General features: G+C 59.7%; 16 protein-coding genes. 9 read left to right on the forward strand and 7 right to left on the reverse strand.

The window, feature by feature from the left end:
* The first annotated feature begins 39 nt into the window (after positions 1 to 39).
* From F8A10_RS12230 to F8A10_RS12240, 3 genes are all read left to right on the forward strand, one after another.
* The gene (locus F8A10_RS12230) at positions 40 to 1,785 is read left to right on the forward strand and encodes a DNA methyltransferase (RefSeq protein WP_152367482.1); all 1,746 of its coding nucleotides are present in this window, start codon (positions 40 to 42) and stop codon (positions 1,783 to 1,785) included.
* A 232-nt stretch (positions 1,786 to 2,017) separates the two neighbouring features.
* Positions 2,018 to 2,287: a hypothetical protein gene (locus F8A10_RS12235; protein WP_152367483.1), complete on the forward strand. Its 270-nt coding sequence runs from the start codon at positions 2,018 to 2,020 to the stop codon at positions 2,285 to 2,287.
* Positions 2,284 to 2,517, forward strand: a complete 234-nt coding sequence (locus F8A10_RS12240) for a hypothetical protein (protein WP_010400171.1) — start codon at positions 2,284 to 2,286, stop codon at positions 2,515 to 2,517. The genes F8A10_RS12235 and F8A10_RS12240 overlap by 4 nt, the downstream gene beginning before the upstream one ends.
* Positions 2,518 to 2,762: 245 nt before the next feature.
* Here F8A10_RS12240 and F8A10_RS12245 read toward each other — a convergent pair whose 3' ends face one another.
* The 3 genes from F8A10_RS12245 to F8A10_RS12255 form a co-directional block, all read right to left on the reverse strand.
* Positions 2,763 to 4,247, reverse strand: coding sequence for an inorganic phosphate transporter (locus F8A10_RS12245; protein ID WP_010400172.1), 1,485 nt, complete (start codon positions 4,245 to 4,247; stop codon positions 2,763 to 2,765).
* 336 nt (positions 4,248 to 4,583) lie between these two features.
* Positions 4,584 to 4,871, reverse strand: coding sequence for a hypothetical protein (locus F8A10_RS12250; RefSeq protein ID WP_010400173.1), 288 nt, complete (start codon positions 4,869 to 4,871; stop codon positions 4,584 to 4,586).
* A gap of 155 nt (positions 4,872 to 5,026) precedes the next feature.
* Positions 5,027 to 5,704, reverse strand: a complete 678-nt coding sequence (locus tag F8A10_RS12255; protein ID WP_152367484.1) for a helix-turn-helix transcriptional regulator — start codon at positions 5,702 to 5,704, stop codon at positions 5,027 to 5,029.
* A 93-nt stretch (positions 5,705 to 5,797) separates the two neighbouring features.
* Here F8A10_RS12255 and F8A10_RS12260 point away from each other — a divergent pair, with 93 nt between their 5' ends.
* The gene (locus F8A10_RS12260; RefSeq protein ID WP_152367485.1) at positions 5,798 to 6,394 is read left to right on the forward strand and encodes a hypothetical protein; all 597 of its coding nucleotides are present in this window, start codon (positions 5,798 to 5,800) and stop codon (positions 6,392 to 6,394) included.
* A gap of 18 nt (positions 6,395 to 6,412) precedes the next feature.
* On the opposite strand, the gene F8A10_RS12265 is transcribed toward F8A10_RS12260, so the two are convergent.
* Positions 6,413 to 7,186, reverse strand: coding sequence for an SDR family oxidoreductase (locus F8A10_RS12265; protein WP_152367486.1), 774 nt, complete (start codon positions 7,184 to 7,186; stop codon positions 6,413 to 6,415).
* Between the two features lie 109 nt (positions 7,187 to 7,295).
* On the opposite strand from F8A10_RS12265, the gene F8A10_RS12270 reads away from it, so the two are divergent.
* The 4 genes from F8A10_RS12270 to F8A10_RS12285 all read left to right on the forward strand — a co-directional run bounded on the left by F8A10_RS12270 (position 7,296) and on the right by F8A10_RS12285 (position 10,973).
* Positions 7,296 to 8,198, forward strand: a complete 903-nt coding sequence (locus F8A10_RS12270; protein WP_152367487.1) for a LysR family transcriptional regulator — start codon at positions 7,296 to 7,298, stop codon at positions 8,196 to 8,198.
* Positions 8,199 to 8,420: 222 nt separating this feature from the next.
* Positions 8,421 to 8,930 carry an ATP-binding cassette domain-containing protein gene (locus F8A10_RS12275; RefSeq protein ID WP_085503195.1) on the forward strand — a complete coding sequence of 170 codons (510 nt, stop codon included), beginning with the start codon at positions 8,421 to 8,423 and terminating at the stop codon, positions 8,928 to 8,930.
* A complete protein-coding gene (locus F8A10_RS12280) occupies positions 8,930 to 9,715 on the forward strand; it encodes a branched-chain amino acid ABC transporter permease (protein ID WP_085503197.1) in 786 nt (261 codons plus the stop codon). Before F8A10_RS12275 ends, F8A10_RS12280 begins: the two co-directional genes overlap by 1 nt.
* Positions 9,716 to 9,728: 13 nt before the next feature.
* Positions 9,729 to 10,973 carry an SfnB family sulfur acquisition oxidoreductase gene (locus F8A10_RS12285; RefSeq protein ID WP_152367488.1) on the forward strand — a complete coding sequence of 415 codons (1,245 nt, stop codon included), beginning with the start codon at positions 9,729 to 9,731 and terminating at the stop codon, positions 10,971 to 10,973.
* 43 nt (positions 10,974 to 11,016) lie between these two features.
* Here the strand turns inward: F8A10_RS12285 and F8A10_RS12290 are convergent, their stop codons facing one another.
* A complete protein-coding gene (locus F8A10_RS12290; RefSeq protein ID WP_085503013.1) occupies positions 11,017 to 11,382 on the reverse strand; it encodes a YfeK family protein in 366 nt (121 codons plus the stop codon).
* A 209-nt stretch (positions 11,383 to 11,591) separates the two neighbouring features.
* Here F8A10_RS12290 and F8A10_RS12295 point away from each other — a divergent pair, with 209 nt between their 5' ends.
* Positions 11,592 to 12,158 carry a DoxX family protein gene (locus F8A10_RS12295; RefSeq protein ID WP_010400184.1) on the forward strand — a complete coding sequence of 189 codons (567 nt, stop codon included), beginning with the start codon at positions 11,592 to 11,594 and terminating at the stop codon, positions 12,156 to 12,158.
* 108 nt (positions 12,159 to 12,266) lie between these two features.
* On the opposite strand, the gene F8A10_RS21435 is transcribed toward F8A10_RS12295, so the two are convergent.
* Both F8A10_RS21435 and F8A10_RS12305 read right to left on the reverse strand, forming a co-directional pair.
* On the reverse strand, positions 12,267 to 13,064 hold the full coding sequence (locus tag F8A10_RS21435) for an acyltransferase (protein WP_010400186.1): 798 nt from the start codon (positions 13,062 to 13,064) through the stop codon (positions 12,267 to 12,269).
* A gap of 556 nt (positions 13,065 to 13,620) precedes the next feature.
* Positions 13,621 to 14,922 carry an NCS2 family permease gene (locus F8A10_RS12305; RefSeq protein WP_010397286.1) on the reverse strand — a complete coding sequence of 434 codons (1,302 nt, stop codon included), beginning with the start codon at positions 14,920 to 14,922 and terminating at the stop codon, positions 13,621 to 13,623.
* Between the last annotated feature and the right edge of the window lie 9 nt (positions 14,923 to 14,931).

A 14,931-nucleotide genomic window follows, 5' to 3' on the forward strand; every position in this document is an offset into this window, starting at 1 on the left:
CTTTTGCACGAAAATCAGTTAAAAATTTGAGGCAGTGCAATGGGAAAAGACTCTCGCAATGCGTTCTACTTTGGCGACAATCTTCACGTGTTACGTGAGTATGTCTCAGACGAAAGCATCGATCTGATTTATCTCGATCCGCCGTTCAACTCGAACGCAAACTACAACCTGCTCTTCAAATCTCCTGACAAGAAGCGCTGGTCCGACGCGCAGATCACCACATTCGAGGACACCTGGAGATGGGGGGATCTGGCGGATGCCCAGTTCCGCGAAACCGTTCACGCCGGCGGTAAGGTCGGGGAGGTTCTGAGCGCCTTGCGCCGGATACTCGGTGAGAACGACATGCTGGCCTATCTGACGATGATGACTGCGCGGCTGGTGGAACTGCATCGTGTGCTGAAGCCGGCGGGCAGCCTGTTTTTACACTGCGACCAGACCGCGAGCCATTACCTCAAGGTGGTTCTCGACGCGGTGTTCGGTTTCGACTGTTTCCGGAGTGAGGTGACCTGGAAACGCACGCATGCGCATGGAAATGCCAGACGGACGTTCGGTTGCATAACCGACGAGATTTTCTTCTATGCGAAGTCGCGCGGGCATGTGTGGAACCAGCCATTCCGTACGCTGAGCCGGGAGGAACTGGATCGGAAATACCCCTGCCAGGACCCTGACGGCAGACGGTGGCAGTCAGTCACGTTGCGCAACCCAAGTGACAGGCCCAATCTCAAATACAGCTATACAGCGAGTAACGGCATCACTTATCAGCCGCACAGGAATGGCTGGTCTTGCAATGAAGACAGAATGCGCCGTTACGACCGGGAGGGGCGCCTGCATTTTCCGTCCCGCCCCGATGGTGCGCTCAGACTGAAGATGTATGAGGATGACAGCCCGGGTGAGCGCATACAGAACCTTTGGGATGATATCGGGCCGTTGAGCTCGCATGCGCGTGAGCGCCTCGGCTATCCGACGCAGAAACCTGTCGCACTTCTGGAACGGATTATTGCGGCGGCGTCGAACGAAGGCGATCTGGTTCTCGATCCCTTCTGCGGGTGTGGCACGACGCTTCACGCGGCGCAGAACCTCGGCCGGCACTGGATCGGGATCGATGTCGCGGTTCAGGCGATGCAGGTGGTTGGCGACCGGCTCCGGCATGCCTTCCCGTCTGTCGCCTATGATGTCTTCGGCCTGCCGGCTGACGCTGACAGCGCGATGTGGCTGGCCGCCCGGGATCCGTTCAAATTCGAGGAATGGGCCTGCCTGCGCATCGGCGCCATGCATTCCGGGCGCTTTCGTAATGACGGCGGGATCGACGGTTCGTTCTATTTCCTGCATGGCCGGGATGAGGCGAGCCGGGGCATCGTCTCGGTGAAAGCGGGGCGAAACCTCAACCCGGGCATGGTACGCGACCTTGTCGGCACGCTCCAGCGCGAGCGGCAGATGACGGGCGATCCTTCGACCATTGCAGTGCTGATCACTGCCCACCCTCCGACCTCGGGGATGGTCGATGAGGCCCGGCGTGTGGGCAGGGTCGAAACAATGGCCGGGGATATTCCGGCTGTGCAGATCCTCTCGGTCGCGGATCTTTTTGGCGGCCGGACCATTCAGGTGCCGCTGATGCTCAATACCGTGACAGCCGCCGCCATCGGACGGAAGAAGGATCGTTCTGCCGCTTACACCGACCCGCGAGAGATATTCCGTCAGCGGGAGATTCTCTTCACGTTCAGCGGTACGCCGGCCGGGCTTCGTCATCAGCAGGTCTTGCCGGAGCGGCGGAGCCTGAGAGCCTGACTCACAGAACCCGACCAGGGGCAGCGAGCGGGCACCCGCTCGCCGCACGAGGGGCCAGTATCGAGGCGGGTGCTTAGCGACCCAATAGGTGGGGCTGTGACGTAGATCGACCGAACTGATCTGCTGCAAACTTAGCTGTCACGCACTGCAAAAATTCGCGTCACGCTACAATCACCGAACTCGCGCAATTAAGCGAGCGACTCTGCGCGCCCCACCACAGGGGGCTGACAGCATGAGCGGTACCACTGATAAAATCGCCAAAGCCCGGATCGATACGCTGATCCTGACCGCTCGCACAAACGCTATAAAAACCGGGGGCGATCCAGCAGACGCCGTGTTCGAGCTGCCAGTTGCGGCGGCAGAAATTTGCGATCAGCATCAGATTCGAAATGGCGTGGCAGAGGCGTTTAGCCGCGTCGTCCCCAGCGCTATCGCTTGTGCAGCCAACTCAACCTGCCAAGCGCCACTGACCCACCCCCGCGACGAGAAGGAGAGGACATGAGCGAGCTACGCTGGGGCGATGTTTTATGCGCCGCGATCGATGCCTGGCTGCGCAGCATGGCCGAACAAACCGGTCTCGGCCAGAGATCTGCCGACGTTGATTTCATAAATACTGTCGTTACGGGGCGATATGGAATCTGCGTATTCACCCCTGCCCTCGCCACCGGAGAACGCGCGATGAGTGACGATCTGATTGACCGATTGCGGCACCATTACAAGCAGCGGATATAATCCATACTCGGCGTGCCACGAAGCCGCTTCGGAACAGCATGCGTTTTTCGGACAGGTTCGACTGCCCGAAAATCCGGATGATCTCAAGCTTTTCGGATGCGGGATATCCGCCCGGGAAACCAAATTATCCGTGGCTTTCTGCGCGAAAACGGATCTCTCCCTGCGATCTTGCGTGCAAAGGGGCTCTGTCAGGCAAATCACCCGAGTGCCCCAGCAGGCGGAGGCACAGCCCGCGCTCCTTGCGGTCAGACCGGAATCTGCCGCAAGATCAGGAACAGAAGCGCCGACAGAAGCGCCGCGGCTGGAACAGTGACGACCCAAGCCGCCCCGATGGTCAGCACATGCAGCCTGCGGACCAATTTACGGCGACGGCGCTCTTCGGCGGGGATGCTGTCTTCGCCTGGGATGGCCATGCGGGCCTGTTTCAGGCGTCGCTCGGCGTCCCATTCGCGGAAAAAACCCACACCAAAGATCGCGCCAACCGCGATATGGGTCGAGCTGACCGGCAGCCCCAGCGCACTGGCGAGGATCACCGTGACCGCTGCCGACAGCGCGACACAATAGGCGCGCATCGGGTTCAGCTTGGTGATCTCACTCCCGACCATGCGGATCAGTTTGGGTCCGAACAGGCTAAGGCCAAAGGAAATCCCAAAGGCACCGATCAGCATCACCCACAGCGGGATGGTCACATCGTCGTTCAGATTGCCGGTCTGCACGGTCTGCACGATAGCTGCCAGCGGACCGACCGCATTGGCAACGTCGTTCGCGCCATGGGCAAAGCTCAGCAGAGCTGCCGACGCGACCAGAGGAATGCCGAACAGCACCTTCAGGGATTTGTTGCGATTCTCCAGTCCCTCGGACTGACGACGGGTGACCGGGATCATCAGCAGCCAGCTTGCGGCGCCCACAATGAGGCCAAGCAGCAAAGCCGGCCCCATCGAGATGTGGATGATCTGCTTAAGCCCCTTCATCACCAGATAGGCGGCGAAAGTGCCCGACATGACGCCGACCAGAACCGGAACCCAGACCCGGGCGGCCGCGATCTTGTCATCGCGATAGATGATGCGGCTCTTGATGAACCACAGAACGCCTGCTGCCACCAACCCACCCAGCAGTGGCGACACCACCCAGCTTGCCGCGATTGCAGCCATCTGATTCCATTGCACCGCACCGATACCGGCACCGACAAGGCCCGCGCCGACGACCCCGCCGACCACGGCATGGGTGGTCGATACCGGCGCCCCGATCCAGGTCGCCAGGTTGACCCACAGAGCCGAGGAAAGCAGTGCTGCCATCATCGCCCAGACAAAGGTTGCAGGTGTGTCCAGCGCCTCGGGCGCGACGATGCCCCTTGAGATGGTCGAGACGACGTCGGCACCGGCGATCAGCGCGCCCGCGCTTTCAAAGATCACCGCAATGACGATGGCCCCGCCCATGCTAAGCGCATTGGCCCCCACCGCCGGCCCCATGTTGTTTGCGACATCGTTGGCACCGATGTTCAGAGCCATATAGGCGCCAAACACGGCGGCGGTGACAACGACCAGCATCCTGCTGCTCTGTCCCAGCATCATTACCGCAGCCAACCCGGCCAGAATGATGAAGACAAGCGCGATGCCGGGCGCCACCAGAGGCCGCGAGACATAGGCGGCTGCCGCCTCCAGATTTGCGAAACGACCCAGATCGCGGTCCAGTGTTTCCAGGTGCCGAGGCTCAAGATCCTTGTCAGACATGTTCCGCCTTTCTTTTCGCCGGGTGCTAGGCAGGATTCATCAATCTGGCAAGGCGGATCAGATAAAAGAAGCTGCATAGTTGCCTTACCCGCATCACGCCATCGGCGGTCGCTGGTGAAATCGCCGCGATCATGCCGGTCAGTGGGAGTCGAGCCGTCCCGTATGTTATCATCTCACCGGAGCCGGCCTTTGACGCCCGTCGGCATATCTTGAGTTATGAGGATTTACCTTCCCCCTGGTAGCCAGACCCCTGGAAACGAGAAGGCAAGGATATCCGCCCTGACCGCTTGGTCATGGCAAGTGCCTGGAGGTTGGTGATTGGTCCGTTAGCGCAGCTCACCCGCCCCGACGCGAAAACAGTCTGCGCCCCACGGCAAGGATCAGCTCTGCGCAAAGCCCAAGCAGCCCCGCGATCACCAGCAAGCCCGAGATCAGCCCCAGCCAGCCGATGACCGTCATCGTGTAAAGCACCCCGCCGATATCACGCCCCCACACCATGCAGACATGGGCTGAACCTTCATCCAGCCTGCACCCGTTTATCGAGGCAATGAGACCCGCCAGCAGGACCGAGAGCACAGGCAAGGCCCCGATGAAAATCATCGCGAGATATTGCCAGATCCGCATTCTTAGCCTGCTCAATTTCCCGGTCTCCGGCTTGCGCACTCTATCCCGGCAGAATGGCTTGCGTCAGAGGTGCAGGACAAGGCCCGACAACGGCGCTGAAAAACGCTCGCAACTCATACCGGTGAAAGCGTGTGCCCCAACCGGATCCGCGCACCTTATAGCTGGACGAGATAGTCCCTGAACCTTCGACCGGGCTGCAACGGAAATGTCTCGCCCGTCTCAATGGCGCTGGTAGTGCGATCCAGCCGGAAATTACGAAAATCCTCGCGCAGTTCGCACCAGCCGGTCAAAAGCCAGGCCTCGTCAAAGATCGTCAAGCCCAGCGGATGGACCCGGCGCAAGCTCTCACGCTCATCAAGGTTACGGTAATTCAGTTGGATGATCCGCCGCTGCCGTATCGCACGGCGCAAAAGGTCAGCCCATCTTGCCGCCAGTTCATCACCGGCGCGCTGGCGGGTGACCGCAAGCATTGGCAAAGCACGAAACAGCTCACCCCGATCCGCGCCCATAGTCCCGGCCAGTTTGCCCGAAACACGTTCGGCCGCGTCCTTTAGCCCTGCCCCGTCGCGCGCGCTGATAAGACGCAGGCCTAACATGATCGCCTCCATCTCATCTGGGTCGAATTGAAGGGGCGGCAGGAAATAACCCTTTTCAAGCTGATAGCCCATGCCAGACTCGCCCCGGATCGGCGCCCCCATAGCCAAAAGGCTGGCGATGTCGCGATAGATGGTGCGCTGGGACACGCCAAGACGCCCGGCCAGCACCTCAGATGAGACCGGGCGATGCGCCAGGCGCAACTGATCAAGCAGCGCAAAGAGCCGGAGCGTTTTCATCTCGCCGTCTCTAACACCCCTGACAACAGGTGTCAGGGGGGATCGCTAGAAACGGTCGGGATGACAACTGATAGTAAAAGGAGCCAAAGGCCCATGACCGGACAATGTATCGAGATCGTCACCTACAAGGTCAGCAATCCCGATGAGGCAGACCATCAGCGCGACGGCGCGCAGGAAAAGGCGGCGCGCCTGCCGGGATTTTCTGGGTGGCTCGCCCTCAGCGGCTGCAAAGACCGGGGCATGCGGACCGATCTGGTGATCTGGGAAAATGCGCAATTCGCCGAGGCCGCAGCAGAAGTGGTGGGCAAGGGCAAAGATTTTTCCGGATTCCGTGCCTCGATCACCGAATTTGGCGGCATCGGCCATTACGCACCTCCACGCGGAGGGCTGGCCCTGCTGCAACCGGGAAGCGGCATCGAGATCGGCCAGTTTCGCCTGCGCCCCGGCGTAAACGAAGCGGATCTGCGCATGGCTCATGACAGGATGATCGCGGATCATCTTTGTCGTCAGCCGGGGTGGCGCGGACAGCGGCTGATCCGGCTGCAGGACGGGACCTACATGGACATCGCCTTTGCCGGAACGCAAGCGCAGGCACAGGCCATCTGCGCCAGCTGGACAGGAATCCCGGCCTGCGAAGCCTTCCTTGCCCTGATCGAGCCGATCAGCATGGAGTTCGGCTCGATCCTTTGAAGCAGGCTGAAGCCCGGGTTACTTGGTGGTATAGCCGCCGTTGACCAGAATGGTCTGGCCGGTCATCCACCAGCCTTCCGAAACCATGAAACGGATGTAGGGCACGATATCCTCGATATCCGTCAGCCCGGTTTTCGAGAATTTCGACAGCGCCGCCGCCGTCCGGTGATAGGCGACGGCGTCCTCACCCTCAGCCGGATAGAAGAAGGGCGTGTCCATCGGTCCCGGACCGATCGCAGTCACCGAAATGCCGCGTTCACCAAACTCTTTGGCGGCTGCGCGGGTGAAGTGCTCAACCGGGGCCTTGGTGCCCGCATAGCTGGCGTAGAAGGGCGTAAAGGCCCCCAGCAGCGAGGTGACCAGCGTGCAGATCTTGCCATTGTCATTCAGGTGCCGGCCCGCCTCTTTGATAAAGAAAAAGGCCGATTTGGCGTTGACCGCGCTCATCTCATCATATTCGGCCTCAGTGATTTCCAGGATAGGCTTTTTCAGCACTTTGCCGACGGTGTTGATGGCAATGTCAGGCCTGCCGATAGCAGCAGTGACATCAGAGAACAGTTTTTCCATCGCCGCGGCGGTGGACAGATCGGCCTGAAACGCGACGGCTTCGGCCCCGGTCGCCTTGATCGCGGCAACCGTCGCCTCGGCGTCTGCTTTGGTCGAGGCACTGTTGTAATGAATGGCCACCGCCCCTGCCTCATGCGCGGCCAGATCGCGTGCGATCAGCCCGCCCAGGTTTTTGGCCCCGCCCGCAATAACGACAGTCTTACCCTTGATGCTGTGATCAGTCATATCTCGGCTCCGCTTTTGATATGCGGAAAACCTATCGTCTGGATTTTGATGATAAAGGCGGCCATTCTGACATCACTTGTCAGTATACCAGAACAATTGGGCAAACTATTTGGATCGTATAGACCTGTTTCGGGTTTTTACCCGCGTTGTCGATTGCGCAAGCTTTACCCGCGCGGCGGACCTGCTTGGTATGCCACGATCCTCGGTCTCGGCCGCAGTGCAAGAACTTGAACAAAGGGTCGGGGCGCGGTTGTTGCATCGCACCACGCGCAAGGTCGCGCCGACGCAGGATGGCTTGGCGTTTTATGAGCGATGCCAGCGCCTGATTGCGGATGTCGATGAGGCCGAGAACCTGTTCAGGCAATCCCTGATCCAACCTTCGGGGCGGCTGCGGATCGACGTTCCGGGCCGGATCGGGCGGTTGATCATTGCCCCTGCCCTGCCTGAATTTCTGGATCGCTACCCGGGCATTGATGTCGATCTGGGCGTCACCGACCGGGCGGTCGATCTGGTCGAGGCCGGAGTTGATTGTGCCCTGCGGGTCGGAGAGCTGGAGGATTCCAGCCTGATCGCCCGGCCAATCGGGAAACTTGCCCTGATCAACGTCGCAAGCCCCGCCTATCTTGAACGATATGGCGTACCGGAAACACCTGCCGATCTGACCCACCATTACGCGGTCAACTATGCCTCGCCCTCAAGCGGACGGATCGAGGATTGGGAATGGATCGAAACCGGCACGACGCACCGGCTTGCCATGCGTGGCCGGGTCACGGTCAACAATGCCGAGGCCTATATCGCCTGTTGCCTTGCTGGTCTGGGCCTGATCCAGATCCCGGCCTATGACGTCAGACCGCATCTTGAGGCAGGCGAGCTGATCGAGGTGATGCCGGCGTATCGGGCCGCGCCCATGCCGATGACGCTGCTTTATCCTCACCGTCAGCATCTCTCGCGTCGGATGCAGATTTTTGCCGACTGGCTGGACAGTATTTTACAGGCGCAGATTATATTCTAAGACCTTGGAATGATGGGCCTTTGATATTGCTGCGCAATCAGGATGCGGCCCGTTTCAGCCTGGGATGATCTTACCAGTCAGGGCTGGGCGAGCGGATTTTCTTTGCTGTGGCCTTCCCGAATTTAGAATGGCCTCGGGATCAGGCGCCCTCTTAATGTCGACCAAACATGCCGTGTTTCCTGCGGGCGGGAAGCAAATGGCGATTGGTGTGACAGGACGGCGATGACAGAGGAAAGATCGGGTCATGGACCGCCGCATGGCGCCGCCTTGGCCGTGGAAAAGATCAGGTTGCAATCCGGCGGCCTTACCGTGCTGGATAAGGTCAGCTTTCAGGTCCAGCCAGAAGAGGTCCGCTCGGTCATCGGGCCGAACGGGGCGGGGAAATCCTCGCGCGTGAACGTGATCTGCGGGCTCTGTCGCCCGCAATCCGGCCATGTGATCATCGACGGGCAGCGCCTGCGCCATGTCAGGCCGCGTGTGCTGTTGCTGGATGAGCCGATGGCCGGGCTGACCAGCACGGAAAAAGCCACCATGGCCCAGCAGATCGAGCGGGCCCGCGCGCATCTGCGTCTGGCCATCGTGTTGGTCGAACATGACATCTGCGTCGTTATGCGGCTGTCGGACCGGATTGCGGTGCTGGATCATGGGGTGCTGATCGCGGACGGCACACCGGCCGAGGTCCGGCACGACCCCGAGGTCATCCGCGCCTGTCTGGGGGCGGAGGCCGCGTGATGGGGTACGCTTTCCCCTTTTTCCTCGAAGTCACCATCGGCGGCCTGCTGTCTGGCGTCATGTATGCCATGGCCGCCATAGGTTTCGTGCTGATCTGCAAAACCTCGGGTGTGCTGAATTTTGCCCAGGGCGCGATGGTGCTGTTCGCGGCGCTGACCTTTGTCAGCCCTGTCGAACATGGATTTCCCTTTCCCCTCGCCATCGCGGCAACGCTGATCGTGATGACGGTGCTGGGTTTTGTGATCGATCGCACGGCGCTACGCCCGCTTGCCAACCGCTCGCCCATGGTGCTGTTCATGGCGGCATCGGGGCTTTCTTACGTGATCGAGGGGCTTGCCCAGCCGATCTGGGGCACGCAGGTCCACCGGCTGGCCCTTGGCATCTCAAACACATCTTTTGAGATCGGCGGCATCTTTATCCCGACCTTCGACCTGGTCGCGGCGGCGATGTTTGCGGTGCTGACGATTTTCTTTCGCTTCACCCGCACGGGCCCTGGATTTCGCGCAGTTGCCGACGACCAGTTCGCCGGGCTCGCTGTCGGTCTAAGGCTTGACCGCACCTGGGCGACGGTCTGGACAGCGGCCGGATTTGTCGCGCTGGCCGCCGGGCTTTTGTGGGGCGCACGGCTGGGCGCGCAGTTCAGCCTGTCGCTGATCGTGCTGAAGGCCCTGCCCGTTCTGGTTCTGGGCGGCTTTGGCTCCATCCTCGCCGGCCTGCCGGTCGGCACCCCAAAGAAACTTGCAGAGCCCTATCTGGGCGGCACGCAAGAGATTCACCCCAGTTGATACGGAGAAGACAATGACTGTTCATCAACGTAGCGGCGCCGAGCGCAATCCTGTTCCTCCGGTTTCCCGTCCCGCAACCCCGGCCAATATCATCCGGACCGCCGATGAGGCGATCGAGGTCGCCAAAACCCTTGCCGCCGAGTTCGAAAAGGGCGCGTCCGAGCGCGACCGTGACCGCATCTGGCCGGTCTCCGAGCTTGACGCATTCTCTCAGTCCGGGCTGTGGGCAATCAATGTGCCAAAGGAGTTCGGCGGTGCCGACCTGTCCTGGGTCGTGATCAACCGGGTTATTACGATCATATCCGAGGCCGATCCCTCGCTTGGTCAGATCCCTCAGAACCACCTGGGCGTCGTCTCTGCGATACGGACCGTCTCGGAACGCCCCCAGCAAGAACTGCTTTTTAGCGAGGTGCTGAAGGGCGCGCGTTTTGGCAATGCTTTTTCCGAGTTCGGCACCAAACGAGCTGCCGAGTTCAATACCAAATTCACTGACAAAGGCGACCATGTGCTGGTCAACGGGCGCAAGTTCTATGCCTCGGGCGCGCTGCTTGCCCATTTCGTGCCTATCGTTGCGCTGGATGATGAGGGCCGCGCCTGGTACGCGATTGCCGAGCGTGGGGCCGAGGGGCTGTCCGTCATCGACGACTGGTCGGCCATGGGTCAGCGCACGACACTGTCGGGCACGGTAACGCTGGAAAACGTCAAAGTGCCCAAAACCCATCTGGTTCCCGGCTACAAAGGCTATGAACGTCCAACTGCGGATGGCGCAATCTTTCAGGTCATTCAGGCTGCTGTCGACCTTGGCATTGCCCGGGCCGCGATCAAGGACACGATTGATTTCGTGCGCAACCGATCGCGCCCGTGGGTGGATAGCGGCCTTGAGCATGCCTATGAGGACCCCTATAGCATTCAGGCCGTCGGGGATCTGGTCCTGCGCGCCAATGCTGCCGAGGCAGTGCTGGATCGGGCCGGTCTGACCATAGACGCAGCCGTCGCCGCACCCGATGCCACGAGCGTGGCGAAAGCCCAGATTGCGACCGCCGAGGCCAAGGTGCTGACGACCGAAATCGCCATTCAGGCCACGAACAAGTTGTTCGAACTGGCCGGGACGCGCTCGACCCTGGCCGAGCACAATCTGGATCGCCACTGGCGCAATGCCCGCACCCATACATTGCATGATCCGGTGCGCTGGAAATACGCGATTCTTGGCAATTACTACCTGAACGGCATCAATCCGCCCCTGCACGCCTGGAGCTGACCGGCAAGACCCGCAAGGATGGCCCTTGCGGGGCTTTCACATCCTAGCTTCGCAACGCTTTGAGCTTTTGCAACAACCACGCCCGGCTTGCCTGCTCGGGGTCGCTGCCGCATTGGATCAGATAGGGCTTGCCCGACACGCTGCTTTTGCTGGCCGCAAGATCGATGAACTGCTCGGTCGAGGTCAGCTTGCCGCGCTTGGCGATGTAATCGAGCTTGGTCTGCAAATGGGGCCGCACCTTCTCGGCCGCATACCATGTTCCATTGCGATTAAAACGGCAGCCCGAGCTTTCGATACTGTCCAGCAGCGCCTCGATCTCTTGCGCAACCACCGGGGGCGGGGCTTCTGCCTGCGCGGGATGTGCAAGGGCGACAAGCAGGGCAAGGGCGGCAGGTTTCATTGCGGACATGACACTGGTACCTCGGTATCACCCCACGCATGAGGCGGAAAACTGCAGCAGTCATTGCGTAAACGACCGGGAAACTCAACCCTTGACCTTCACGATCCTGTTCCTTCAACTCTGGCAAGACAAGGTATTCATTTGAGTTTATGCAGGGTCGTGCAGATAGGTCGGACGATCCGGCATCAGTATCAGGAAAGGGTATCCACGTGGAAGAAATGACCTCAAGCCCGCGCGAGCGGTTGATCCTGCCGTTCATGGCCCCGTTCTACCACAAGGTAGCCCAGCCGATCGGATGGCTTTTGTTCCGCATCATCATCGGCGGTCTGCTGATGGTCGAAGGCTGGCCCAAGATCCTGGACCCCATGGGACAGATCGGCTTTCTCGAGAACGTCGCAGGCATACCGGCGGGCTGGTTCTTTTCGCCGCTTCTCGCGGTCATGCAATTCGTTGGCGGCTTCATGATCGCTGTCGGTCTGTTGACCCGCCCGGCCGCTCTGGCCAATGCAGTGATGCTGGCGATGACATTAAGATTCCACATCGAAAACCCTTATGGGAACGCCCTGCTCACGCCCGAAGGGATCGAGTTTCTGAAAGCCAACCTGCAATACCTGACCGAAAACGGCCAAGCCCGCCTCCTTTCTGACGGCGGGACCGCATTCCTGCATCAAGTGCAGGCCAAGGCCGAGTTCAACTCGACCTTCTGGTGTGCGGGTGCCGCCATCATCGCAGCTTTCGGAGGCGGCAAGCTGTCAATCGACCGCGTATTGGGCAAAGAGTTCTGAGGCGATTCGTCAGCCAGGTCACGATCTGGCAGAGATGTTTCAGATGCCGAGTTGCGTGCACCTCGGCATCTGAATACGGAGCATGAGGAAAGCTCCGCAGCGCCGGGGCTACTCTGTGTTCTTACGCAGTCGGTTGAAAAAAATACGCTCTCCGCGCGAAATCTCACTCAGACTCTGCGACCAGGATACACGTGTCCGAACGACTTTTGCCGGAACACCCGCAGCGATACAGGCAGGTGGGACATCCTTGGTCACAATAGCTCCAGAAGCGACCACGGAACCCTGCCCGATCGTGACATTTTTCATGACAGAACTGCGCCGCCCCAGCCAAACCCGACGACCGATATCGATCTTGGCCGGGCCCCAGTTGATGATCGACATCGTGTCGAGGTCGACAATCCCGTGGCTGTCCGAGCCTTGCAGCAAGACCTCGTCCGACCACAGCCCACCGGCAGCAACAGTGGCGGTTGTCTCCAGCAGCACGACCCTGGCCCCTCCAATGTAGGTGTTCTCGCCGATGATCAGGCTGCAATCCTTGTGAACCATCTTTACAGTGATGTTCATTCGCCGCCGTGAGAAAAATATGCCTTTATGCCCCTGCCCCTTTAAAGACATCAGAATATTCGATCTCTTATCAGGCAGGTGAAAGAATATCAGCTGGCAATCTTTCAAATCTTCATAGACTGCCAGCCGCACGACCTTTTTCAACAGGTTCAAGCTACCTTTTGGCGCCCAGATATAGCACCCATCAGTTCTATGTGTCTCAGCGATTTTCGGATTTAGAAGAGACAGGCTGACGCGCTCATATTCTCCTTCAGGAAGAGACGTAAGCAGGAATTTGTTTTTGGCGGATTCAGCATCGGGGAAATGCCGCTCAAAGAGTTGAGCCGCTGTTGCATGTTCCATTTCCCGATTCCCTCTCCATCAACGTTGCAGAGATTGCTACACCGGTCGAGGATTGGCCTCAAGGAGCGGGCGTAAGACCTGACCACCATTCGCCCGCTCACGCTGATCGACAGCCTTCGGGATGGGCTTGTCAGGTTGCCGGGCCGCGTCGCAAGATGATGGGCCGATGTAGCTGCGACACCCTTACACCTCTGGCGTGTTTTCATCAAAATTCATTGCAGAAAAAATATTAAGGGAAAGTAAAAGCAGCTCTGTCATAGTTACCCGGTGGAAAAGCGTGATCCCTGCCGGGGGTAAGATACACGAAACAGCGCCATTCACTTCACTAAACCCTGAGGCGAATTACACCAAGGTGTCTGCTCTCTTCAAAAGAAAATCCCTCATGATCTTAGCAGGGACTTCAGCTGAATTAAGCTTAGAATGCAGAGTTATAAATACTGCACAGTTCTTGATGAGCATCCGTCTGCGCGCAGTGCAAGTCAGACTGGACTACACTCTCAACAAAAAAAGGCCCGTCCAAGGGCGGGCCTTTTGCTGAAATTACCGCAATCCTGCCTTATTCCATGAAGAAGGCAAAGCGGATCACGAACAGCGCCGCCACGATCCAGGTTGCGGCATGCACCTCACGCGCGCGACCGGTCGCCAGCTTGATCGCAGCATAGCTGACAAAGCCGAAAGCCAGACCGTTGGCGATCGAGTAGGTAAAGGGCATCATCAGCGCCGTCAGCACCGCAGGTGCGCTTTCGGTGACATCGCTCCACTGGATTTCCTCGAACTCGCGCACCATCAGACAGGCGACATACAGCAGCGCAGGGGCCGTGGCATAGGCCGGAACCGACCCGGCGAGCGGTGCAAAGAACACCGCAAGCAGGAACAGTACCGCAACGACCAGAGCGGTCAGCCCGGTGCGCCCGCCCGCCTGCACGCCCGAGGCGCTTTCGACATAGGCGGTGGTCGAGCTGGTGCCCAGCATCGAGCCGGCAAGGATCGCGGTCGAATCCGCCATCAGCGCCCGGCTGAGGCCCTTGTTTGTATGGGCTGGTCCCTCGGTCAGCAGGCCAGCGCGCTTGGCGACGCCGATCAGGGTACCGGTCGCGTCAAAGACCTCGACCAGAACCATGACAAGAATGACGTGAAAAATCCCTACGGTCAGCGCGCCTGCAATGTCGAGTTGCAGGAAGGTCGGCATGATCGACGGCGGCATCGACACTACCCCGCCAAAGGTGCTGGCACCCAATGCAATCGACGCAACGGTGATGACCAGAATGCCGATCAGGATCGCCCCGCGCACCTTCAGGGTGTCAAGCGCCGCGATAATGAAAAACCCGGCGATGGCAAGCAGCGTCCCGGTCTGGGTCAAATCGCCCAGACTGACCAGCGTCACAGAGTTGCCAACCACAACACCCGAGCTTTTAAGCGCGATGAGCCCCAGAAACATCCCGATCCCGGCAGCAATGGCACTGCGCATCGAACTGGGGATACCGGCGATCAGCCAGCGCCGGATGCCGGTCACCGACAAGAACAGAAAGACGATGCCCGAGATAAAAACGGCACCCAAAGCCTGCTGCCATGTGAACCCAAGGGTCCCGGCGACGGTAAAGGCGAAAAACGCGTTCAGCCCCATCCCCGGGGCCATACCGATGGGCCAGTTTGCCCAAAGCGCCATGATGGCCGAGCCAAGCGCCGCCGCGAGGCAGGTTGCGACAAAGACCGCATTCCGATCCATGCCGGTCGAAGACAGGATCTCAGGATTGACGAAAATGATATAGGCCATCGTCAGGAAGGTGGTGATCCCCGCGATCACCTCTGTCCTTACGCTGGTGCCATTGGCCGTAAGGCCGAACTGCTTGTCTAGCACGCTACCTTC

The organism is Paracoccus kondratievae (assembly GCF_009301415.1).
GTDB lineage: Bacteria > Pseudomonadota > Alphaproteobacteria > Rhodobacterales > Rhodobacteraceae > Paracoccus > Paracoccus kondratievae.